General features: G+C 69.5%; 23 protein-coding genes. 15 read left to right on the top strand and 8 right to left on the bottom strand.

What is annotated here, in order from left to right:
- Positions 1-23 precede the first annotated feature (23 nt).
- The gene (locus tag ACQP1O_RS39790) at positions 24-1085 is read left to right on the top strand and encodes an alpha/beta hydrolase (RefSeq protein WP_433563426.1); all 1062 of its coding nucleotides are present in this window, start codon (positions 24-26) and stop codon (positions 1083-1085) included.
- A 4-nt stretch (positions 1086-1089) separates the two neighbouring features.
- Here the strand turns inward: ACQP1O_RS39790 and ACQP1O_RS39795 are convergent, their stop codons facing one another.
- Positions 1090-2124, bottom strand: coding sequence for an aldo/keto reductase (locus ACQP1O_RS39795; protein ID WP_433563427.1), 1035 nt, complete (start codon positions 2122-2124; stop codon positions 1090-1092).
- Between the two features lie 85 nt (positions 2125-2209).
- Between ACQP1O_RS39795 and ACQP1O_RS39800 the strand changes: the two genes are divergently transcribed.
- Positions 2210-2905, top strand: a complete 696-nt coding sequence (locus ACQP1O_RS39800; RefSeq protein WP_433563428.1) for a TetR/AcrR family transcriptional regulator C-terminal ligand-binding domain-containing protein — start codon at positions 2210-2212, stop codon at positions 2903-2905.
- A gap of 76 nt (positions 2906-2981) precedes the next feature.
- On the opposite strand, the gene ACQP1O_RS39805 is transcribed toward ACQP1O_RS39800, so the two are convergent.
- On the bottom strand, positions 2982-3560 hold the full coding sequence (locus tag ACQP1O_RS39805) for a TIGR03086 family metal-binding protein (protein WP_433563429.1): 579 nt from the start codon (positions 3558-3560) through the stop codon (positions 2982-2984).
- A gap of 174 nt (positions 3561-3734) precedes the next feature.
- On the opposite strand from ACQP1O_RS39805, the gene ACQP1O_RS39810 reads away from it, so the two are divergent.
- Both ACQP1O_RS39810 and ACQP1O_RS39815 read left to right on the top strand, forming a co-directional pair.
- The gene (locus ACQP1O_RS39810; RefSeq protein WP_354850808.1) at positions 3735-3968 is read left to right on the top strand and encodes a hypothetical protein; all 234 of its coding nucleotides are present in this window, start codon (positions 3735-3737) and stop codon (positions 3966-3968) included.
- 112 nt (positions 3969-4080) lie between these two features.
- Positions 4081-4308 (top strand): hypothetical protein, encoded by a 228-nt coding sequence (locus ACQP1O_RS39815; protein WP_433563430.1) that lies wholly within the window; start codon positions 4081-4083, stop codon positions 4306-4308.
- Positions 4309-4329: 21 nt separating this feature from the next.
- Here ACQP1O_RS39815 and menD read toward each other — a convergent pair whose 3' ends face one another.
- Positions 4330-5964, bottom strand: coding sequence for a 2-succinyl-5-enolpyruvyl-6-hydroxy-3-cyclohexene-1-carboxylic-acid synthase (gene menD, locus ACQP1O_RS39820; protein ID WP_433563431.1), 1635 nt, complete (start codon positions 5962-5964; stop codon positions 4330-4332).
- Positions 5965-6052: 88 nt separating this feature from the next.
- On the opposite strand from menD, the gene ACQP1O_RS39825 reads away from it, so the two are divergent.
- Positions 6053-6880 (top strand): siderophore-interacting protein, encoded by an 828-nt coding sequence (locus ACQP1O_RS39825; RefSeq protein WP_433563432.1) that lies wholly within the window; start codon positions 6053-6055, stop codon positions 6878-6880.
- A 123-nt stretch (positions 6881-7003) separates the two neighbouring features.
- Here ACQP1O_RS39825 and ACQP1O_RS39830 read toward each other — a convergent pair whose 3' ends face one another.
- A complete protein-coding gene (locus ACQP1O_RS39830; protein WP_433563433.1) occupies positions 7004-7450 on the bottom strand; it encodes a DUF6918 family protein in 447 nt (148 codons plus the stop codon).
- 351 nt (positions 7451-7801) lie between these two features.
- On the opposite strand from ACQP1O_RS39830, the gene ACQP1O_RS39835 reads away from it, so the two are divergent.
- From ACQP1O_RS39835 to ACQP1O_RS39870, 8 genes are all read left to right on the top strand, one after another.
- Positions 7802-8695 carry a 1,4-dihydroxy-2-naphthoyl-CoA synthase gene (locus ACQP1O_RS39835; protein ID WP_433563434.1) on the top strand — a complete coding sequence of 298 codons (894 nt, stop codon included), beginning with the start codon at positions 7802-7804 and terminating at the stop codon, positions 8693-8695.
- A 39-nt stretch (positions 8696-8734) separates the two neighbouring features.
- Positions 8735-9124, top strand: coding sequence for a VOC family protein (locus ACQP1O_RS39840; protein ID WP_433563435.1), 390 nt, complete (start codon positions 8735-8737; stop codon positions 9122-9124).
- Positions 9125-9220: 96 nt separating this feature from the next.
- Entirely contained in the window at positions 9221-10531 is a 1311-nt protein-coding gene (locus ACQP1O_RS39845) for an inorganic phosphate transporter (protein ID WP_433563436.1), read from the top strand.
- Positions 10532-10540: 9 nt separating this feature from the next.
- The gene (locus tag ACQP1O_RS39850) at positions 10541-10810 is read left to right on the top strand and encodes a hypothetical protein (protein ID WP_433563437.1); all 270 of its coding nucleotides are present in this window, start codon (positions 10541-10543) and stop codon (positions 10808-10810) included.
- A gap of 25 nt (positions 10811-10835) precedes the next feature.
- Positions 10836-11198: a DUF3349 domain-containing protein gene (locus ACQP1O_RS39855; RefSeq protein WP_433563438.1), complete on the top strand. Its 363-nt coding sequence runs from the start codon at positions 10836-10838 to the stop codon at positions 11196-11198.
- A 106-nt stretch (positions 11199-11304) separates the two neighbouring features.
- The gene (gene menE, locus ACQP1O_RS39860) at positions 11305-12441 is read left to right on the top strand and encodes an o-succinylbenzoate--CoA ligase (protein WP_433567949.1); all 1137 of its coding nucleotides are present in this window, start codon (positions 11305-11307) and stop codon (positions 12439-12441) included.
- A gap of 150 nt (positions 12442-12591) precedes the next feature.
- A complete protein-coding gene (locus ACQP1O_RS39865; protein WP_433563439.1) occupies positions 12592-13602 on the top strand; it encodes an ATP-binding cassette domain-containing protein in 1011 nt (336 codons plus the stop codon).
- Entirely contained in the window at positions 13599-14438 is an 840-nt protein-coding gene (locus tag ACQP1O_RS39870) for an ABC transporter permease (protein ID WP_433563440.1), read from the top strand. The genes ACQP1O_RS39865 and ACQP1O_RS39870 overlap by 4 nt, the downstream gene beginning before the upstream one ends.
- A 40-nt stretch (positions 14439-14478) precedes the next feature.
- Here the strand turns inward: ACQP1O_RS39870 and ACQP1O_RS39875 are convergent, their stop codons facing one another.
- Positions 14479-18099 carry an AfsR/SARP family transcriptional regulator gene (locus ACQP1O_RS39875; RefSeq protein WP_433563441.1) on the bottom strand — a complete coding sequence of 1207 codons (3621 nt, stop codon included), beginning with the start codon at positions 18097-18099 and terminating at the stop codon, positions 14479-14481.
- A gap of 159 nt (positions 18100-18258) precedes the next feature.
- On the opposite strand from ACQP1O_RS39875, the gene ACQP1O_RS39880 reads away from it, so the two are divergent.
- Together ACQP1O_RS39880 and ACQP1O_RS39885 are read left to right on the top strand one after the other, a co-directional pair.
- Positions 18259-18714 (top strand): SRPBCC family protein, encoded by a 456-nt coding sequence (locus tag ACQP1O_RS39880; RefSeq protein WP_433563442.1) that lies wholly within the window; start codon positions 18259-18261, stop codon positions 18712-18714.
- 72 nt (positions 18715-18786) lie between these two features.
- On the top strand, positions 18787-19656 hold the full coding sequence (locus tag ACQP1O_RS39885; protein WP_433563443.1) for a 1,4-dihydroxy-2-naphthoate polyprenyltransferase: 870 nt from the start codon (positions 18787-18789) through the stop codon (positions 19654-19656).
- A gap of 17 nt (positions 19657-19673) precedes the next feature.
- Here the strand turns inward: ACQP1O_RS39885 and ACQP1O_RS39890 are convergent, their stop codons facing one another.
- The 3 genes from ACQP1O_RS39890 to ACQP1O_RS39900 all read right to left on the bottom strand — a co-directional run bounded on the left by ACQP1O_RS39890 (position 19674) and on the right by ACQP1O_RS39900 (position 20936).
- Positions 19674-20054: a phage holin family protein gene (locus ACQP1O_RS39890; RefSeq protein WP_433563444.1), complete on the bottom strand. Its 381-nt coding sequence runs from the start codon at positions 20052-20054 to the stop codon at positions 19674-19676.
- A 70-nt stretch (positions 20055-20124) separates the two neighbouring features.
- On the bottom strand, positions 20125-20715 hold the full coding sequence (locus ACQP1O_RS39895) for a Clp protease N-terminal domain-containing protein (RefSeq protein ID WP_433563445.1): 591 nt from the start codon (positions 20713-20715) through the stop codon (positions 20125-20127).
- Positions 20715-20936, bottom strand: a complete 222-nt coding sequence (locus ACQP1O_RS39900; RefSeq protein WP_040813561.1) for a hypothetical protein — start codon at positions 20934-20936, stop codon at positions 20715-20717. Before ACQP1O_RS39900 ends, ACQP1O_RS39895 begins: the two co-directional genes overlap by 1 nt.
- Between the last annotated feature and the right edge of the window lie 12 nt (positions 20937-20948).

Consider the following 20948-nt stretch of genomic DNA (forward strand, 5'->3'; position numbering starts at 1 on the left):
CGGGAACACGGAGGGCAGGTGCCTTGAACCGTCGGATCAGTCGAGTCACCGGACGATTGACGGTGGCGGTGCTCGCGACCGTCGCCGCACTGGGCCTGTCGGGCGCCGTGCCCGCCGTGGCCGACGATCCCACCGCACCCGGCGTCTCGGTCCCGGACATGAAGACCGACGACGGCTCCTTCATCAAGAGCGTGGGCGTCACCGACGACCGCCACGTCACCTTCACCGTCTACTCCGCCGCCATGAACCAGACCTTCCCGGTCGACGTGCTGCGCCCGGCGGACACCTCCGAGCCGCGTCCCACCCTCTACCTCCTCAATGGCGCCGGCGGCGGCGAGGACGCCGCCACCTGGCAATTGCGCACCGACGCACTGGATTTCCTGAGCGACAAGAACATCAATGTCGTGCAGATCATCGGCGGAAGATTCAGCTGGTACACCGACTGGCTCCAGCCCGACCGCGCGCTCGGGGTCAACAAATGGTCCACGTATCTGGGCAAGGAATTGCCGCCGCTGATGACGGCCGCGTTGACCAGCAGTGGCAACAATGCCATCGCCGGCATCTCGATGGCCGGTCTGCCCGTCCTGAATTCGGTCATCTTCAATCCCGGACTGTTCCGCAGCGCGGCCGTGTACAGCGGTTTCTTCCAGACCATCACGCCGATGGCCCGGGAGGCCATCAAGATGGTCACCGAGCTCTACGGCGGCGGCAAGGTCGAGAACATGTGGGGTCCCGAAGGCGGCCCGCTGTGGGAGGCCAACGACCCCACTCTCAATGCCGAGAAACTACGCGGCACCAACCTTTTCATCTCCACCGGGAACGGCATTCCGGGCGCCTTCGACATGCCCGGTGCGCGCGGCCGGATGGAAGCCCCCGCGGACACCCCCAAGACCGTGGCGCTGGGCTCCCTCATCGAGGCGAATTGCGAACTGTCCACGGCGATTCTGCAGAAACGCCTGGAATCCCTGAACATTCCGGCGACATTCGAGTTCCGCAGCAGCGGCACCCATATCTGGGGCTACTGGCAGGACGACCTGAAGACCTCCTGGCCGGTGCTCGCGCAGGGACTCTTCCCGAACGCGTGAGCCCTTACACCGCCGGCGGATTGAGCCGGGCGAAGTCCGGCAGCCGGTAGTACGGGTAATAGGGATAGGGCGGGGTCACCGCGCTCGCCTTGTCCAGCCGATCGAGCTGGTCGGCATCGAGACTCCAGCCGATCGCGCCGAGATTCTGGCGCAGCTGTTCCTCATTGCGCGCGCCCACGATGACCGTGGCCACGCTCGGCCGGCGCAGCAGCCAGTTCAAGGCGATCTGCGGGACCGTACGGCCGGTTTCGGCGGCGATCTCGTCGAGGACGTCCACGACGTCGTAGAGCAGTTCGTCGCGCACCGGCGGGCCCGCCTCGGCGGTGGTGTGCAGGCGGCTGCCGGCCGGAAGCGGTTGTCCGCGGCGGATTCTGCCGGTGAGACGGCCCCAGCCGAGCGGGCTCCAGACCACCGCGCCCACCCCCTGATCCAGGCCGAGCGGCATCAGTTCCCATTCGTAATCGCGGCCGACCAGGGAGTAGTAGACCTGGTGCGCGACATAGCGCGGGAAGCCGTACCGGTCCGCGGCGGCAAGGGATTTCATGAGCTGCCAGCCCGCGAAATTGGAGGCGCCGACATAGCGGATCTTGCCGGAGCGCACCAGCTCGTCGAGCGCCGCCAGCACCTCCTCGACCGGTGTGCCCGCGTCGAAAGCGTGCAGCTGGAACAGGTCGAGGTGGTCGGTGCCGAGCCGCCGCAGCGAGCCCTCGACCGCCGAGATCAACCGGGCGCGACCGGATCCTGCGTCGAACGGGCCGGGACCGGTGGGCAGCGAGGCCTTGGTGGAGAGCAGCAGCTGATCGCGGCGGCCCCGGATCGCCTCGCCCAGCACCTCTTCCGAGGCGCCGTCGGAGTAGACGTCGGCGGTGTCGAAGAGGGTGACGCCCGCGTCCAGGCTGATGTCCACCAGGCGGCGGGCCTGTCGGGCGTCGGTGTCGCCCCAGGCGGAGAAGAGTTCGCCGCGGCCGCCGAAGGTGCCCGCGCCGAAGCTCAATGCCGGAACCAGCAGACCCGAGGCTCCGAGCCGACGATATTCCATGATCACCACTCCTAACGGAACTGCAGTTTCATTAACTCACCCGACGCTACACTCATCTCGCCGCAAATGGAACTGGAGGACCGTTATGAGCCGGGACGCCCGAGACACCCACACAGAGGGCAGCGAGACGCACGCACCGGACCATGCCGACCCGACGCCCGGCTCGGTCCGCCCGGGCGGGCGCACGGCCCGCGTCCGCGAGTCCGTGCTGCGTGCCGCCGGCGACCTGCTGGCCGAATGCGGCTTCGCCACCCTCGATCTGGCCGAAGTGGCCGCACTCGCCGAAGTCGGCAAGACCACCGTGTACCGCCGCTGGCGCACCCCGGCGGGACTGGTCGCCGACCTGCTGGCCGACATGGCCGAAACCTCACTCCCCCACAGCGATACCGGCAGCCTGCGCGGGGACCTGCTCGCCAATGCGCAGCTGGTCGGGCAGACGCTCACCGATGCCCGGCAGGGCCGCCTCTTCCGGGCCGTCATCGCCGCCGCCACCAGCGACGACACCGCCGCCGCGGCCCTGCGCGCCTTCTACGACACCCGGCTGACCGAATGGTCCCCGTGCGTCGAGGCGGCCGTCGCGCGCGGCGAGGCCCCACCCGGAACCGACTCGCGCGCAGTGCTTTCCGCCGTCTCGGCCCCGCTCTACTATCGTCTGCTGGTGAGCGGGGATCCGGTCGACGAGAGGGCCGTCGACGCCGCCGCCGAGGCCGCCGCACTGGCCGCGGAGCAGGGCGTATTCGCTTCCGGCACAACAGAGCACGCGCACCGGATGCCTCGATAGTTATCCCACGGCCCACCCCGCGGCCGCCCGCACGCACCACCCCTCGCCGTGCCTGCGGGTCGCCGTTTCCCGCGCGTCAGTCCGCCGTCCAGGCCGGATCGCGACCGGTCAGTCCGACCACACGATCGACGAGCGGCGCCTCGGCCGGGATATCGACAACCGGCCCGAAGAGCCCGGGCACCCCTGCCCGCGGGGTGTCGCGAAGGAAGCCGAGCAGCACCGCCAGATCCGACTCCGCCGGGGTATAAGGCTGCCCGACCGCCCGGGCCAGGTCCCAGCCATGGATCACCAACTCGTCCAGCGCGAAGATCGCCATCTGCGTGGCGGGCGCGAGCACACCACCGACCTCGGTGTCGCCTACCCAGGCCGCCGGTTCGCGCCAGGCGGCCACGAGAGCCTTCAACTGTGCGGGAATGCGGTCGCGCCAATCCTCGGGGAGCGATCCGGTCCCGGGCTCCGGCGGCTGGGAGCGGCCGATCATCTCCTTGGTCGCGCCCTGGCGGAAGCCCTCGGTGAAGCCCAGCACATGAACGAGCATGTCCCGCACGGTGATCTCGGACGGTGTGCGGCGGTCGAAGTCGGTCTCGGAGACGGCGGCGACGACCGCTTCCACCGCACCCGCGGCGGCCTCCAGATCGAATGCCGGAGCGGTCATGGTTCCTCCCGGGGACATGCCGAACCACCCGGTGCGGCCCGGTCACCGATAAGGACGGAGCGGGGCCGCGGAATTCATCGCGGCGGCCCGGAATGTGCTTGCAGCGCTGCGTCGCAACCGGTTCGTTAGGCCCGATCAGCGGCGAAAGGCGCTGGTAGGGAGGAGAATTGATAGATGAAAGGTGATCGCGTGGAGATCGTCGTCGACACCGGCGACGGGTCTCGGAACTACGAAATCATGGCGACCAGGGCGGGCCGCCGCATCGAGACCCGCATTGCGCGGGGAATCGTGGAGGTCAGCGAAGTGACTCGAACCGGCGGGTCGGTCCGCACCGCCCGGTTCATGGCGGGCCGGGTACTGGCCCTGGTCGAGTACCCGGCCGACGATGCGGCGCTGCCCGGCGAGTAGTGCCGGACAGATTGCCGGACGGGGTGAAGACGGGTTGCCGAGTGGATGCAACAGGGGCATTCTCGAAGTGCCCGACTGCACGGCCGCCCACCCCGGCAGAGAGGAGCAAGCGATGATCGATCGCATCGATGCAGTGCCCGAGGCCGACTATGTAGAGCAGAGCACCCCCGCCTATCCGTCGGACGAGGTGAACCCCGAGACGCTCGAATCGGACTCCGAGATCACATCGCTGCCCGCCGGCGACAGTGGCTGGACCGCCTCCGAGGGGGATTTGGTCGAGCAGGCGATCCCCGTTCCCATGGACGACGACTACGACTCGGACGCCGGCAGCGAGTACTGACCGGCACCGTTCGCGCCCAGGCTAATTCGACACGCCCGCCCGCACGGTGGCGTGCAGCTCCCGCAGGCCCGACCGCTCGGTCGCGACCTCGAGGACCCGAATGCCGTGTGCGCTGCCGGTCAGCTCGATCGCCAGCTGCGCGGGATCGACCTGACGGTGCGGAATGCGGTAGGCGGCGCACAGCGCGGCCAGATCCATGCCGTGGGGGGTGCCGAAGACCCGCTCGAACACGCCCGCGTACTGCGGGTCGCCCTGCTCGAGCAGTTCGAAGATGCCGCCGCCGTCGTCATTGGCGACCACGATGGTGAGGTCCTCCGGCCGCGGCTCGCCCGGGCCGATGAGCAGGCCGGACGCGTCGTGCAGGAAGGTCAGGTCGCCCATGAGCGCCACGGTGCGGCCCGGATGGGTGAGGGCCGCGCCGACCGCCGCCGAGACCGTGCCGTCGATGCCGGCCACGCCGCGGTTCGACAGCACCCGGACGCCGGGCCGCGGCTCGGAGACCAGCGCGGCGTCACGCACCGGGTTCGAGGCGCCGAGCAGCAGCTGGTCGCCGTCGTGCAGGGCGTCCATCACCACGGCCGCGACATGCAGACCGGTCGGCTTCGGGTGTCCGGCCAGCTCCGCGCGCACCACGGTGACGGCCTTCTCGTTCAGATCCCGGCACAGCTCCAGCCACTCCGGCCGCGGCGTGCCGTGGGTGACCGCGCGGGTGCCGGTGGCCACCACATTGCCGGACACATCGGGCCAGCGCGGGCCGGTGGTCAGCGCGTACACCGTGATCCCCGGGTCCGACAGCACCCGCGACACCTGCCGGTGCAGCGTGGGCCGGCCGGTGATGATGGCCTGCCGGGGCAGCAGCAGCGGCAGCGCCAGCGGATGCAGCGCCGGGCCGTGCATCGGCGCGGTGGGTTCGGCGACCGTGGGCAGGGCCGCGAGTTCCGGGCGATAGGCCGCGCCGTGACCGGAGATGACCACGGTGTCCGGGGTCAGGTCGATCTCCAGCGGGACGTCGAGGGTCGCGTATTGGGTTGCGGTCCAGGGCTCTTCGTCCTGCCGGCCAGGGGGCAGCGAGTCACCGGCGGCCAGGTCCGGCACCAGCGGTTCGCGCAGCGGAATGTCGAAGTGCACGGGCCCGGCATTGCCGGAGCGGGTACCGCGGGCGGCGGCCAGCACGCGGCAGACCGCGGAGCGCCACACGCTGTTCTGCTTCGAGTACAGATCGTCGCCGGGCTCGGTCTCGGCCAGCCCCAGGCTGATGGCGGCGCGCACCTGGCTACTGAAGAGGCCGAACTGCTCGACGGTCTGGTTCGCCCCGGTGCCGAGCATCTCGTACGGGCGGTTGGCGCTCAGCACGATCAGCGGGATGCGGGCGTAGTTGGCTTCGAGAACAGCCGGGCCCAGATTGGCCACGGCGGTGCCGGAGGTCATGACGACGGGCACCGGACGACCGCTGGCGGCGGCCAGGCCGACGGCCAGGAAGCCCGCGGAACGCTCGTCGATGCGCATGTGCAGCCGGACCCGCCCGGCCTGGTCGGCCGCCTGTAACGCGAAGGCCAGCGGCGCGTTTCGCGATCCGGGGCACAGGACGACATCCCGCACTCCGCCGCGCGCGAGCTCGTCGACGACGACGTGCGCCTGGGCTGTCGAAGGATTCACATCTCCAGCCTCTCAGACAGCCCCGCGGCGCGCTGCGTCGGCCCGCTCACACCTGTGTTATTAAGTTAGGGTTTGCTAACCTAAGCCAATGGCGAAGCGCAGCAAGCATGTCAAGCCCGAGCACCGCGAGATCCTCACCGCGGAGGTCCTGGCCAGCAAACGGATCAGCCCCCATTTCGTCCGCGTCACCCTCGGCGGCCCGGGCCTGGCGGGATTCACCGCCATGGGCTACGACCAGTGGTTCCGGCTGTTCATGCCCGGACGCGACGGCAACCTGCGCCTGCCCACCTCCGCGAGCAACCTCGGCTGGTTCGCGCAGTACCTGATGATGGGCAAGGAACACCGGCCGCTGGCGCGCAACTACACGGTGCGGGACTACCGGGCCGCCGGTTTCGGGGAGTTCGGCAGCACGGCCGAGATCGACATCGACTTTGTCTCACACGGTGACGACAGCCCCGCCTCCGCCTGGGCGAACAGCGCCACCCCCGGCTGCCAGGTCGGACTGCTGGACGAGGGCATCACGTATCAGGCTCCCGACCACACTGATTGGACGCTGCTGGTGGGCGACGAGAGCGCGCTGCCCGGTATCGCGGGCGTGCTGCGGTCGCTGCCGCGAGATGCGAAGGGCGCCGCGTATCTCGAGCTCCCGTCCGCCGAGGACCAGCAGGAACTGGGCGAACCCGAAGGCGTGCAGGTGAACTGGCTGGTCCGCACGGAGGCGCACGGCGAGATCGGTGCGCTGGCGGCGGAGGCCGTGCGCGGGGCGGAACTTCCCGGTGCGGGCGTCTACGCCTTCGTGGCGGGTGAGCAGAAGCTGGCCGCGGGCGTGCGGCGACATCTGGCGCAGGAGCGCGAAATCGCCAAGGCGGACATCACTTTCACCGGATACTGGCGAGTCGGCAAGTCCCAGGGCTGAATCGGCGCCGCGGACGGAACCAGGCGAGTGCCCCCGAACCACCTCGGCGGGCATTCGCTGTCCACATGCGGCTGACCGCGACTGTTCGCGACCCCTCGCCGGGCCGCGAACCGATCGAGCTAATTAGCCGGCGTGCTTCTGGACCAGGTCACCCAGGCGCGGAAGGGCCTCGGCGACATGCTTCTTCGCCGACGAACGCATGGAGTTGTAGACCTTGGTCAGCGCCGGGCGCGAGGACGCCTCGGCCCGCGCGTCGGTCACCGACAGCAGCGCGTCGGCCACCTCTTCCTGCTTGGCGACCAGCAGCTCGGCGAACGAAGCCGCGCCACCGTTCTGGTACTCGGCCCAGTACGGCTCCAGCTGCTCGACGAACTTGGGCGCGAAGGACGCCAGCGCGTCAGCCACGATCGAGGGGCTGACCTTCTTGATCGCGGCGTAGCCGCCCTTGACGACCAGGCCCGACGCGCCGCCCTTGTCCGACACCTCCTCGTCCAGAACCTTCTCCGCGTCGGCGATGAAGGCCGGACGCTTGGCGTCATCGAGCAGGGATTCAGACAGTGCTGCAACCACTTTCAGGTTCCTCCGGATAGTTTTTCGATGAACGAGCGCACGCAACTATACGCATCGGTGTCCCCGCACACACGATGCCAATGCGCTGCTACTGCCTCAGCAGCAACAGCACTGTAAGCCCTCCGCAATCGATTGGCAGCGTTTCACTTTCGGTTACCGATCGGTCGGAGTTCTCTCCGCACCAATAACAAGCGTCCGGCCGAGCCCCGGGCAACCCTGCCCGCTAACAATCAGCGCGCTTGTCGGATGGCCGAATTCCGCCGCCGATATTCCGGGGTGACGCGCAAAACACGGCGCCGAACTGCGGTGGGTCTTCACCACGCCGGGAACCGGAACAGTATGTTCACTCCCGTGACCTTCAATGCGACGCTGTGGCGGCCCGTCCCGGGATTCGAGAACCTCACCGACATCACGTACCACCGGCACATCGACCAGGGCACGGTACGGATCGCCTTCGATCGCCCCGAGGTACGCAACGCCTTCCGGCCGCACACCGTCGACGAGCTGTACCGCGCCCTCGACCACGCCCGCATGAGCCCCGACGTCGGCGCGGTCCTGCTCACCGGGAACGGCCCCAGCCCCAAGGACGGCGGCTGGGCCTTCTGCTCCGGCGGCGACCAGCGCATCCGCGGGCGCAGCGGCTACCAGTACGCCTCCGGCGACACCGCCGACACCGTGGACGTGGCGCGCGCCGGGCGACTGCACATCCTCGAGGTGCAGCGGCTCATCCGCTTCATGCCCAAGGTGGTCATCGCGCTGGTCAACGGCTGGGCGGCGGGCGGCGGCCACAGCCTGCACGTCACCTGCGACCTCACCCTGGCCTCGCGCGAGCACGCGCGGTTCAAGCAGACCGACGCCGATGTGGGCAGCTTCGACGCCGGGTACGGCAGCGCCTACCTCGCGAAGATGGTGGGCCAGAAGTTCGCTCGTGAGATCTTCTTCCTGGGGCGGCCCTACACCGCGGAGGAGATGCACCAGATGGGTGCGGTCAACGCGGTCGTGGACCACGAGCAGCTCGAGGACGTCGCGCTGGAGTGGACCGCCGACATCCTCGGGAAATCGCCGCAGGCCATTCGAATGCTGAAGTACGCGTTCAATCTCACCGACGACGGACTGGTCGGGCAGCAACTCTTCGCGGGTGAAGCGACCCGCCTGGCCTACATGACCGACGAGGCGGTCGAGGGCCGCGACGCCTTCCTCGAGAAGCGCGAGCCCGACTGGAAGCCCTACCCCTGGTACTTCTGACCCGGACCGCAGCAAACTGCAAGCTGTCATGCTGCACTCATGGAGATACTGAGCAGTCGGGTAATCCTGCGGCCCCGCGACTACGAGCGGACGGTGGAGTTCTATCGCGACGCGCTGGAACTGGCCATTGCCCGCGAGTATCCGGGCGGGACGGTCTTCTTCGCGGGGCAGTCACTGATCGAGGTGGCCGGGCACGGCCGCGCGGACGACGCTCCGAGCGGGTTCGCCGGCGCCATCTGGCTGCAGGTGCGCGACTGTGACGACGCCGCCGCGGAACTCGCGTTGCGCGGGGTCCTCATCGACCGCGCGCCCGAGCGCGAACCGTGGGGGCTGATCGAGATGTGGATCCGCGACCCCGACGGGACGCCGCTGGTGCTCGTCGAGGTGCCGGCGAATCACCCGCTCCGGCGCGACATCCGGGGCGACTGAATGCGGCGGACCGTCCCTTAGCACGGCGGTAACTGTGAAATGCGTCCGGGGGCACCGGTTAACGGAGCGTAAAGAGCATGACGCAGACTGATCGGTGTGTCTGCCGAACTGCTCGTTCTGCTGATCGTTGTTTGCACAGCCTTGGCATTCGACTTCACAAACGGATTTCACGACACCGCGAACGCGATGGCCACCTCCATCGCCACCGGTGCCCTCGCCCCACGTACCGCCGTACTCCTGTCCGGAGCACTGAATCTGGTCGGTGCGTTCCTCAGCGTCGCCGTCGCCGCAACGGTCGCCGAGGGCATCGTCGACCTGTCGGAGGTGAGCGGCCGCGCCCTGCTGGACATCGTCTTCGCCGGACTGGTCGGCGGCATCCTCTGGAATCTGTTCACCTGGTTGTTGGGTTTGCCGTCAAGTTCCTCGCACGCGCTGTTCGGTGGCCTCATCGGCTCGACCATCGCGGCGCTGGGCCTGCACGGGGTGATCTGGACGGCGGGCAGCAAGGGCGTGCTCGCCAAGATCATCATCCCGGCCCTGCTCTCCCCGATCGTGGCGGCGCTGGTCGCCTCCATCGCCTCCTGGGTGGTGTACCGAATTACCCGGGGCAGCAACGAGAGGACCGTGACCCGCGGCTTCCGCTGGGGACAGATCGGCACCGCCTCCCTGGTCTCACTGGCGCACGGCACCAATGACGCGCAGAAGACCATGGGCATCATCTTCCTGGCGCTCATCGCGCACGGCTCGGCCAAGGCCAGCGATCCGCTGCCGCTGTGGGTCATCGTGTCCTGCGCCATCGCCATGGCCGCCGGCACCTGCCTCGGCGGCTGGCGCATCATCCGCACCCTCGGCAAGGGCCTGGTCGACATCGTGCCGCCGCAGGGCTTCGCCGCCGAATCCACCAGTGCGGCGATCATTCTCACCTCGGCCCACTTCGGCCTGCCGCTGTCCACCACCCAGGTGGTGACCGGATCCATCCTCGGTTCCGGCATCGGGCGCCCGGGCGCGGAGGTGCGCTGGGGCGTGCTCGGCCGCATGGTGGTGGCCTGGGTGCTGACCCTGCCGCTGGCCGGCGTGGCGGGCGCGATCTGCTGGGCCATCCTGCACGGCATCGGCGGCACGGCCGGCGTGCTGGTGGTGCTGGCGCTGCTGATCGCCATGGCCGCGTTCATCTGGTTCCGGTCCAAGCGCGCGGTGGTCAACTCGCACAACGTGACCGAGGAGTGGGGTGGCGCGGCGGACCCGGCCACCTCGAACGGTCGCGGTGCCTCCGCTGCTCGCCGCAGTGCCGATCCCGCTGCTCGCCGCAGTGCCGATCCCGCTGCTCGCCGCAGTGCCGATCCCGCTGCTCGCCGCAGTGCCGACCCCGCTGCTCCCCGCAATGACGACACCGTCGGAATCGGCTAGGAGACCGCGATGCACACCCTCCTGCACAACCTCTCCGACCTGTGGCGAGTCATACTGGCCGCCTTGATCTTCGGGGCCGGGCTGCCGACCGTGTTCGCCGTCGGCATCCGCTTCCGCTCCCAGGTCGACGACGGTGCGACCGGCGCCACCCGGACCGCCGCCCTGGCCGCGTCCCTGCTCTGCTTCGCGGTCGTCATGATCGCGGTGGTCGCCGGTGTGCTCTTCATCGCACGCGGCTTCCTGGCCTCCCGACTCGGAATTCACCTGCTCGGCGCGTGACGCCGCCTCATCGAAAGGCACGCTCGTGAGCACCCCCGAACAAACGAACCAGGCGGCCGCCGACCCGGCCCGCACCCCGCCGCCGCGCCAGAACGTCCTGCAGAAGGTGCTGGACTGGCTGAAAGCCGGATACCCGCAGGGCATTCCGCAGTCCGACTATGTGGCGCTGCTCGCGGTCCTGCACCGGCGACTCACCGACTACGAGGTGCACCTGGTGGTGGAGGAGCTGATCCGCGAGCGGGTGGCCGCCTCCGATATCGAGCGCGCGGACATCGAGGCGGCGATTGCCCGAGTTGCCAAGGAGCAGCCCGGCGAGGACGATATCGCTCGGGTGGCCTCCAGGCTCGCAGCCGGTGGATGGCCGCTGGCGACACCGACGTCCGACTGACCGCACGAGACCCTGCAGCATCGACATCCGGCCGCCGCCCCCAGCGCGCGCCGCCCCACGGAATGACACGATCGCGAACGTGAGCAATACCCTCCGAATCCTCCCCATGCCCACCGGCGCAGCGGTGGGCGACGTATTGCCGCATCTGCGAGAAGCCTTGGAGGGCAACGGCCCGGCCTGGCTTCCGGTTCCCACCGCCGACCGCCGCGAGACCCAGCGCCTGAGCGGCAGCCTGCGCCCCGGCGAGGAGATCGACGACGACGTGGCCCTGGTGGTCACCACCTCCGGCACCACCGGAAACCCCAAGGGCGCCATGCTCACAGCGGCCAATCTGCGGGCCAGCGGCGACGCCACCCATGAGCGCCTGGGCGGGCCCGGACAGTGGCTGCTCGCGCTCCCGACCCACCACATCGCGGGCATCCAGGTGCTGCTGCGCAGCATTCTGGCCGGCACCGAACCCACCGTGCTGGACGTCTCCGGCGGCTTCCTGCCCGAAGCGCTGGTCGGCGCGATCGCCGCCATGCGCGGGCCGCGCCGCTACACCTCGCTGGTCCCGACCCAGCTGATCAAGGCCCTCGACGAGCCGGCCGCCACCGCGGCGCTGGCCGATCTGGACGGCGTGCTGGTCGGCGGCGCGGCCACCCCGAAGCCGGTGCTGGACCGGGCCCGCGCGGCGGGCATCAGGGTGTTCCGCACCTACGGCATGAGCGAGACCTGCGGGGGCTGCGTGTACGAGGGAGTACCGCTGACGGGCACCCGGGTACGCATCGAGGACGGGCGGGTGCTGCTCGGCGGCGACACCATCGCCAAGGGCTACCGCAATATCCCCGACCACCCCGCCTTCGCCGAGCCCGGCTGGTTCCGGACCGAGGACGCCGGCCACCTCGACAATGGCGTGCTGACCATCACCGGCCGCCTCGACGAGGCCATCATGACCGGTGGCCTGCTGGTCATCCCCCAGGTCGTCGAGGCGGTCCTCATCACCCACCCGGCCGTCTCCGAATGCGTGGTGCTGGGCCTGCCCGACGACCGGCTCGGCCAGCGCGTGGCCACCGCCATCGTTCCGGCCCCGGGCGCCACCGCGCCGAGCCTCGACGAACTGCGCGACCATGTGGTCGCCGAACTCGACGCCATCGCGGCCCCGCGCGAACTGGCCGTGCTGAACGAACTTCCGCTGCGGGGCCCGGGCAAACCCGACCGCGCCAAACTGCGACAACTGCTGCTGGCGGACTCGACGCACTGAGCGCAAGCAGGCCGAGCCGGTCCGCTTGCACCGCGGTACTGGCCGCTTGCGCCGAAGTGTCAGCCGCTTGCGCAGAGGTGATCACCTCTTGCGCGGGGCACGCAATCGCCGCGCAAGGGGGGTGCAAGGCAAGCCCCGCAGGGTGTAGCCATGACTTCTTACACACCTGCTGAGACTCTCGCCATCGAGGCGGACGGCTTGGTCAAGGTCTTCGGGGAGCAGCGGGCCGTCGACGGCGTGAGTCTCGCGGTGCCGCGGGGTGCCGTCTACGGCGTGCTGGGACCCAACGGGGCCGGCAAGACCACGACCATCCGCATGCTCGCGACCCTGCTCCGCCCGGACGGCGGCAGCGCCCGCATCTTCGGCCGCGACGTGGTCGCCGAGCCCACGGCGGTGCGGTCGCTGATCGGCGTCACCGGCCAGTACGCGTCCGTGGACGAAAAACTCTCGGCCACCGAGAATCTGGTGATCTTCTCGCGGCTGCTGGGCCTGTCCAAGACGGAGTCGCGACGCAAGTCGGCGGAACTGCTCGAGGAATTCGGCCTGACCGAGGCCGCCGACAAGGCGCTGGAGAACTTCTCCGGCGGCATGCGGCGGCGCCTGGATCTGGCCGCCAGCCTGATCGCGCGGCCGCCGCTGCTGTTCCTGGACGAGCCGACCACCGGCCTGGACCCGCGCACCCGCGCCCAGATGTGGGACACCATCCGGCGGCTGGTGCGGGACGGCTCGACGGTCCTGCTCACCACCCAGTACCTGGACGAGGCCGATCAGCTCGCCGACCGGATCGCGGTCATCGACCGCGGCAAGGTCATCGCCGACGGCACCTCCGACGAACTCAAGTCCTCGGTCGGGCTGTCCACGCTACAGCTGACACTGGCCGACCGCCACCGCATCGAGGAGGCGCGAAACCTGGTGGGCGAATTGCTGTCCCACGCTGCCGGCCGGATCGTCGAGGCCACCATCACCCCCGAGGCGGGTCGCATCACCGCACCCCTGCCCGATCCCAGCATCACCACCGACATCCTGATCCGGCTGCGCGAGAACGACATCCGGGTCGACGAGATCAATGTCGCCAAGCCGAGCCTGGACGAGGTGTTCTTCGCACTCACCGGGCACGGCGCCGAGGACGACCAGACCGAGACCGAACGGAGCGCGGCATGACCACGACCCTCTCCGCCCCCACCGGGCGGCACGCGGCGACGGCCGCGCCCATTCCCGAAGTGAGCAACCACATTCCGCTGCAGCAGACCGTGGCGAACTCGCTCACCATGGCCTATCGCGGAATTCTCAAGATCAAGCACAATCCGGAGCAGCTGTTCGACGTCACCGTGCAGCCGATCCTGTTCACCGCGCTGTTCGCCTACATCTTCGGCGGGGCGATCGGCGGCAACGTGCACGACTATCTGCCCGTCCTGATCCCCGGCATTCTCGTGCAGACGGTGGTGCTGACCTCCGTGGTCACCGGCACCCAGCTGCGGGAGGACATGGACAAGGGCGTGTTCGACCGCTTCAAATCGCTTCCCATCGCCCGTATTTCGGCGCTGGCCGGGGCGCTCATCGCCGATATGGTCCGCTACGGGCTGGCCACCACGCTCACCATCGGTATGGGCCTGATCCTGGGCTATCGCCCGGCGGGCGGTGTCGCCGGTGTGGTCGTCGCCGGTCTGGTCGTGGTGTTCTGCTCGTTCGCGGTCAGCTGGATCTGGGCGCTGATCGGCATTACGGGTAAGAGCGCACCCGCGGTGCAGGGCATCTCGATGATGATCATGTTCCCGCTGACCTTCATGTCCGGCGCGTTCGCCCAGGTCTCGACCATGCCAGGCTGGCTGCAGGGCATCAACAAGGCCAACCCGATCTACTACATGGTCAATACGGCCCGCGAGCTGATGAACAGCAATGTCTACAGCGCCAACCTGGCCTGGTCGCTGATCGGCTCCATCGTCGTGATCGCGATCTTCGCCCCGCTCGCGGTGAAGGCGTACATGCGCCGCGCCTGACGCGGCCGCTCGCCCCGCAGTTGGGACGCCCGTCCACCGGTCACCGGTGGGCGGGCGTTTCGCGTAGGGCGCCGTCGATCGCCCTCAGGTGGCCCATGATCCGCTCGGCGGCCGTGCGACGCCCCAGTCCCGCAACCGAATTCAGCGCGGCGGTGATCCGCTCCTCCCCCACCGCGGCGCGGTGCAGGTCCAGGTGCCGCTGCCACTGCATCGACGGGTAGTCCTGGCGGCCGAACACCTTGGGCGTCAGGAGGATCAGGTCCAGACCGCGCTCGACCTGCTGCCCGGTGGCCAGCAGATAGGTGCCGATCGCGCAGCTCATCGAGCCGATCTGCGGTAGATCCCAGAACTGGCCGCCGATCACACGGACCGCGACATCGGCGAGTTCCACCGCGGTCCGGTGCACCTGCTCGACGCGGCCGGACAGCACGTGGGCATCGATGACGGCGGATACGAAGATCAGGGTCGCCGGTCCCGGCATGGCGACATTGTGCGGCCAGTCCATCAGCGCGGGCACCTGCCGGAAGCGACGCAGCCCGGTGTCGATATCCCCTTCGGCGAGTTCGATTTCCGCCAGCGCGGCCGTGACGGCGGCGATCCGGTGGTTGGGCTTGGTCACCGGTGCGTCGAGGGGCAGATCGCCGACCACCCCGAGGGCCGCTTCGAGAGCCTGCCGGGCCGCCGCGGGCTGCCCGGTACCCGCCAGCGAGATGGCCAGCAGGCCACGGACCTCCACGGCTTCGTCCCAGGCCCGCAGTTCCTCGAGCAACTCGACGGCCCGCCGGTAGTACCCGACCGCCTCGGCGTAGCGCGCCGACTGGCCGTGCATGCTGCCGAGGTGCTGCGTGGTCATGGCGGTGCCCCAGGTGTCCCGGTCGCCGCTGATGCGCATGGCGAGTTCGGCGTCCTTGATCGAGCGGTACGCCATTCCGTTGTTCTCGCACAGGTTCGCCCGCAGCAGCAGGGCCGCGAGCCGGATCTGTTCATCCGGCGACCGCACACCCGCGCTCAATCTCCGGGCCAGCTGCGTGGTGTTACGGGACCGGGTGATCAGTTCGCCGAGATACCGTGCGACCGGGCTCATCGGCGCGCCCGACGCCAGAATGCGCCGGATCGTGATCCGCACCCGCCCCACCGCGCGCAGGTCGGAGGCGCCGAACATGAGGTGCATGCCGAGCATCAACTGGCCGTGGATGTAGAGGTCGGTCTCCGCCGCGACGGTCGGAAAGGTGGTGGGCGGCAACGCGATGACGCGCGGCGACCAGCTGATCAGTTCGGCGTGCGCGCCGCGCAACACCCAGAGTCCGGCCAGGGTCGGGAACACCGTGTGCACGGTCTCGGGATCGTGCCGTTCCAGCGCGTAGCGCAGCACGGCGATCAGGTTGTCCATGTCCGCGCCCAAGGCCAGCACCGCCGACACCTGTTCGGTGGTGTCGTACCGCTGTGCGGTGTCGACCGCGAATTCCCTGGCCCACTTCGACATTCGGTCCATGACCAGGCCGGCCTCACGAGTGGAGGCCAGCTGCTCCTCACCGAACTCGCGGACGGTCTCCAGCATCCGATAGCGGGTGCCGCCGTCCTCGTCCTCCAGCACCGTCAGCAGCGACTGGCCCACCAGACCGTCGACGGCCATGGCGGGATCGTCGATCTCCGGCCCGGCCAGCAGACATTCGGCGGCGGCCAGCGTGAATCCGGCGGGGAATCGGCACAGTCGGCGCAGCGCCGCCCGCTGTGGCTCGTCGAGCAGGTTCCAGCTCCACTCGATCACCGCGTGCAACGTGCGATGCCGCTGCGGAGAACTGCGATCTCCGCTGCGCAGCAGGGCGAATCGATGGTCGAGACGGGATTCGATCTCCTCGACGCTCATGGTGCGCACCCGCGCCGCCGCCAGTTCGATGGCCAGCGGCAGTCCGTCGAGATTCCGGCAGAGCCTGGCCACCACCTCCGGATCCAGCCGCACCGACGGGCGCACCGCGCGGGCCCGCGCCTCGAACAGGTCGGTGGCGGGTGACCCGGCGGCGTCGATGGTCAACGGCGGCAACGGATACACCGCCTCGGCGGTGATCTCCAGCGGTGCGCGGCTGGTGGTGAGCACGGTCAGCTGATCGCTCACCCCCACCAGATCGGCGACCACCTCGGCCACCGGTTCGATGAGGTGTTCGCAGTTGTCGAGGATCAGCAGTACCGGGCGCGCCCCGAGGGCCTCCCGCAGTTTCTGCCGGATATCGCGGCCCCGCACCTGCCGCAGCACGGTCGTCTCCCACACCACATCCGCCACGCCGAGGGTGGTCGCGATGGCGACCTCGATCTCGTCGCGGGTTTCGGCCGCACCGTCGGATTCCGAACGCAGCGAGGCCAATTCCACCAGCATCACCGCGGTCTCGTGCGCCATCCGCGCACCCAGTTCGTTGGCGATCCGGGTCTTCCCGGTCCCGCCCGGACCGAGCACGGTAACCACCCGCGAGGACCGCAGGATCTCCGCCAGCGCTGCCAGGTCGGCCTCCCGGCCCAGCAGCGGATTCGGCGCGGCACGCAGTCCGATCGCGTTCTCGCCCGCCAGTTCTCGCGCCTCGGCCGCCCGGGCGGATCCCGCAGCACGGCCCAGTGTGCGCGCGTGACCGGACGAGCGGCCATCGATCGACGCCACCTGTCCGATCGCCGCGGAACCGTCACTGCCGAAGCCGATCCCACCGGAAACGACGGACAGTCTGTGCTCGGAGGCGCCGGCGGGCCCATCGGGCCGGACGACGCCGTCGGCCGCGGGCGCGAAGGCGCTGGGCCGGACCACCCCGGATTCGGGCGCTGCCGCCGAATATCCTTGCGCGCCGGCAGTACTGCCGATCGATGCCACCGACTGCCCGGGCAGCGGTTCACCGCGCAGGATCGCGGTATTCAGGGCGACCAGCGCCGGGCCCGGATCGGCGCCGAGCTGGTCGACCAGCCGGGTGCGCAGGGTGGCGAAGACGTCGAGGGCCTCGGTGGTGCGGCCCGCCGCGGCGAGCAGGCGCATGAGGGTGCCGTGGGCGGGCTCGTCCAGCAGGTCGGCGACCACGGCCTGCTGGGCCAGTTCGATGGCGGCGGGCAGGTCACCGACGGCTTCGCGGGCGGTCAGCTCCAGGGCGTCCAGCGCGCGGCGGCGGGTGGCCGCCAGGGTGGCGAGTTCCTCGGCGACGGGACCGGGCGGCAGATCGGCGGCGGGGTCGCCGCGCCAGAGCGCGCGGGCCGCGGCCACCAGGTCCAGGCAGGCGAGGCCGTCGCCGGCGATATGGGCTTGGCGGGCTTGCCTTTCCAGCTGCTGGGCCAGCGACAGATCGACCTGCTCGGGTGCCAGGACCAGCCGGTATCCGGCGGGACCGATCTCGAGCGCGCCCTCGGGCAGCGCCGACCGCAGTCGCGAGACCTGGGTGTGCAGCGCGTTCATCGGCGCGCGCGGCGGGTCCTCGCCCCAGACGTCGTCGATGAGCGCCTGCGCGCTGCGACTGCGGCCGGGGTGCACGGCGAGTGCCGCCACCAGCAGCCGGGCCCGGGCGCCGGGTACGGCGGTCAGCGCGCCGTCGCGGCGCAGTGCGATCTCGCCCAGCAGGGCCACCAGGGTCGAGTCGCCCACGTTCGCCACCCGCGCGCTTCCCGTGCTGCTCGAACTGCCGTTGTGCGAATTCATTCCTTGCCAATCGTAGGTGAGCGGGCGGGTGGTCGCCGGATGCGCACGGCCGATGTCAGGCCGCCACACCGGACCGGCTTACCCGACGCGCCGGGCCCGGCTCAACCGGTTTATCGACGGCGAGGCCCATCCGGGGTCGACAGCGCTTACCCTCATGCCATGGCCGAATTCGACATTCACCGGGAAACGGTCATCAAGGCCGCTCCCGCACAGGTCCAGGCACTCGTCGACGACTTCCACCAGTGGCGCAAGTGGTCGCCCTGGGAGGACACCGATCCGGCCATGGAGCGCGTCTACAGCGGGGCCGATCGCGGCATCGGCGCCCGCTATTCCTGGAGCGGCAACCGCAAGGCCGGCCGCGGCGATATGGAGATCACCTCCGCCACCTCCGACGTCATCGGCATCAAGCTGCACTTCGAGAAGCCGTTCAAGGCGACCAACCAGGTCACCTTCGAATTCCACCCGCAGGGCGACACCACCGCGGTGACCTGGCGCATGACCGGCACGCAGAACGGCCCGATGGCCATCATCGGCAAGCTGTTCCCAATGGATCGCCTGGTGGGCAAGGACTTCGAGAAGGGACTGGCCCAGCTCAAGGCCGCGGCCGAAAGCTGACCGCGGCCCGCCCCGGCACCCTCGGGCACTCGGGCGGGCGCGGCCGCCGGCTCTCGCACTAGGCTGCGAAGCATGGCTACAGCAGCACAGTGGATCGAGGGCGCTCGGCCGCGCACCCTCCCGAATGCCATCGCCCCGGTTCTGGCGGGCACGGGGGCGGCAGCCTCGATCGACGGGTTCGTGTGGTGGAAAGCGATACTGTGCCTGCTGCTTTCGGTGGCACTGATCATCGGCGTCAACTACGCCAACGACTACTCCGACGGCATTCGCGGCACCGATGACGAGCGGGTCGGCCCGCTGCGGCTGGTCGGTTCCAAGCTGGCGGCTCCGGCCGCGGTGCGCAATGCCGCCATCGCCTGCCTCGCGATCGGCGCGGTCATCGGCCTGGTGCTGGTGATCACCAGCGCGTGGTGGCTGCTGCTGGTGGGCGCGGCCTGCCTGGCGGGGGCGTGGTTCTACACCGGCGGCCGGAACCCGTACGGCTACAGCGGTTTCGGTGAGATCGCGGTGTTCGTGTTCTTCGGCCTGGTGGCGGTGCTGGGCACCGAGTTCGTGCAGGCCGGGCGGGTGGACTGGGCGGGCCTGGTGTGCGCGGTGTCCGTCGGCGCGTTCTCCAGCGCGGTGCTGGTCACCAACAACCTGCGCGACATTCCCACCGATACCGAATCGGGCAAGCTCACCCTGGCGGTGCGACTGGGCGACGCGCATACCCGCACCCTGCACATGGTGCTGATCCTGATCCCGTTCCTCGCGCTCGCACTGCTGGTCTGGCGCAGCCCGTGGACCCTGGCCGCGCTGGTCGCGCTGCCGCTGGCGATCCGCGCCAACGAGCCGGTGCGGACCGGCAAGAACGGTCCGGGATTGATTCCCGCCCTTGCCGGTACCGGTCAGGCGATGCTGGTCTGGTCGGCCGTGGTGGCCGTGGCGCTGGCCGTCGCCTGATCGGCGGCCGGCCGGTCTCAGTCCTCGTCCGGGACCAGGACGCCGAGCACCCAGTTCACCAGCGAGACGATGACGCCGCCGAGCACGGCGGCCCAGAAGCCGTCCACGCGCAGGCCGTAATCCGTGGTGCCGGTGATCTTCGCGGTCAGCCACAGCATGAGCGCGTTGATCACCAGCAGGAACAGGCCCAGCGAGACCACGATGAAGGGGAACGAGAGCACCTTCACGATCGGTTTCACCAGCGTGTTCACCAGGGCGAACACCACCGTGATGGCCGCGATCACCAGGATCTTGCTCTGGGTGGTGTCCTCGGGGGTCTTGATCTCGATGCCGTTCACCCAGGCGGCGGCCAGCCAGATGGCCACCCCGTTGATCAGCAGACGTATCAGTAGCGTCATGCCCCGATCGTAGGGCGAGATCAACTCGGTGGCCGGACATCCGGATAGGACGGTCGCTACACGGGCCGGATCAGGCCGCGCGGTCGAGGTAGCCGGACACCGCATCACGCAGGACCCGCATCGCCTCGTCGTCGCCGAGCAGGCGGCGGGTGACGGCATTGGGCGCGCGCAGCACGGCCAGCATCATGTGCCCGGCCTCGATGCGGTTGTCCTTGCGCGAGAACGCCTCACGCAGGGACAGCTCGATGACCTTCTTGGAGTCCTTGGTGAAGGGAATGTGGCCGCGCGGGCCGCCGTCCGCGCCCCAGTACTTGCCCCAGCGCGATTGCTCGGCGGGCACGGCCGCCTGGTCGAGGGCGTTCTCGCCGAAGGTGGCCTCCAGGCTCTCGCGCACGGCGTCGAGATCGATGCCGATGGAACGCAGGGCGGCCGCGTCCTCCGCACCGAGCGGCTCGCCGGTCCGCTTGCGGGCCACCGCGTCTCGCACGCCTTCGGCGGTGAGCCCGTGTGCCGCAAGGATTTCCCGCAGACCCTGGTCGGGGCTGACGAGCAGACCCAGCAGCATGTGCTCGACCTCGATGGTCGACGAGCACAGGTCGCGGGCCTCCTCCTGGGCCATGACGACCGCGTGTTTGGCTGCCTTGTCGAATCGTTCGAACATCAGCGGATACCGCCCTTCCGGTTGTACTTCTGGTGAACCGCCTGTCGACTGACCTCGAGCGCGTCCGCGATGGCCTGCCAGGACCAGCCCTGCTTGCGGGCATTGCCGACCTGAATGGCCTCGAGCCGCTCGAGCAACCGACGCAGTGCCAGCACCGCGCGGAGCCCGACCTGAGGGTCGGGGCTGCCGGCGGCGGCGGCCAGAGTCGTTGCTTCACTCATGAGTGTCAATTT

It is taken from the genome of Nocardia sp. CA-151230 (genome assembly GCF_050942175.1).
GTDB lineage: Bacteria > Actinomycetota > Actinomycetes > Mycobacteriales > Mycobacteriaceae > Nocardia.

Excerpts from the sequence above, each read along its gene's own strand:
- ACQP1O_RS39795 (WP_433563427.1), bottom strand. The coding sequence starts at position 2,124 with ATGGAATATCGTCGGCTCGGAGCCTCGGGTCTGCTGGTTCCGGCATTG.
- ACQP1O_RS39800 (WP_433563428.1), top strand. The coding sequence starts at position 2,210 with ATGAGCCGGGACGCCCGAGACACCCACACAGAGGGCAGCGAGACGCAC.
- ACQP1O_RS39805 (WP_433563429.1), bottom strand. The coding sequence starts at position 3,560 with ATGACCGCTCCGGCATTCGATCTGGAGGCCGCCGCGGGTGCGGTGGAA.
- ACQP1O_RS39810 (WP_354850808.1), top strand. The coding sequence starts at position 3,735 with ATGAAAGGTGATCGCGTGGAGATCGTCGTCGACACCGGCGACGGGTCT.
- ACQP1O_RS39815 (WP_433563430.1), top strand. The coding sequence starts at position 4,081 with ATGATCGATCGCATCGATGCAGTGCCCGAGGCCGACTATGTAGAGCAG.
- ACQP1O_RS39825 (WP_433563432.1), top strand. The coding sequence starts at position 6,053 with ATGGCGAAGCGCAGCAAGCATGTCAAGCCCGAGCACCGCGAGATCCTC.
- ACQP1O_RS39840 (WP_433563435.1), top strand. The coding sequence starts at position 8,735 with ATGGAGATACTGAGCAGTCGGGTAATCCTGCGGCCCCGCGACTACGAG.
- ACQP1O_RS39850 (WP_433563437.1), top strand. The coding sequence starts at position 10,541 with ATGCACACCCTCCTGCACAACCTCTCCGACCTGTGGCGAGTCATACTG.
- menE (WP_433567949.1), top strand. The coding sequence starts at position 11,305 with ATGCCCACCGGCGCAGCGGTGGGCGACGTATTGCCGCATCTGCGAGAA.
- ACQP1O_RS39865 (WP_433563439.1), top strand. The coding sequence starts at position 12,592 with ATGACTTCTTACACACCTGCTGAGACTCTCGCCATCGAGGCGGACGGC.
- ACQP1O_RS39870 (WP_433563440.1), top strand. The coding sequence starts at position 13,599 with ATGACCACGACCCTCTCCGCCCCCACCGGGCGGCACGCGGCGACGGCC.
- ACQP1O_RS39875 (WP_433563441.1), bottom strand. The coding sequence starts at position 18,099 with ATGAATTCGCACAACGGCAGTTCGAGCAGCACGGGAAGCGCGCGGGTG.
- ACQP1O_RS39880 (WP_433563442.1), top strand. The coding sequence starts at position 18,259 with ATGGCCGAATTCGACATTCACCGGGAAACGGTCATCAAGGCCGCTCCC.
- ACQP1O_RS39885 (WP_433563443.1), top strand. The coding sequence starts at position 18,787 with ATGGCTACAGCAGCACAGTGGATCGAGGGCGCTCGGCCGCGCACCCTC.
- ACQP1O_RS39890 (WP_433563444.1), bottom strand. The coding sequence starts at position 20,054 with ATGACGCTACTGATACGTCTGCTGATCAACGGGGTGGCCATCTGGCTG.
- ACQP1O_RS39895 (WP_433563445.1), bottom strand. The coding sequence starts at position 20,715 with ATGTTCGAACGATTCGACAAGGCAGCCAAACACGCGGTCGTCATGGCC.
- ACQP1O_RS39900 (WP_040813561.1), bottom strand. The coding sequence starts at position 20,936 with ATGAGTGAAGCAACGACTCTGGCCGCCGCCGCCGGCAGCCCCGACCCT.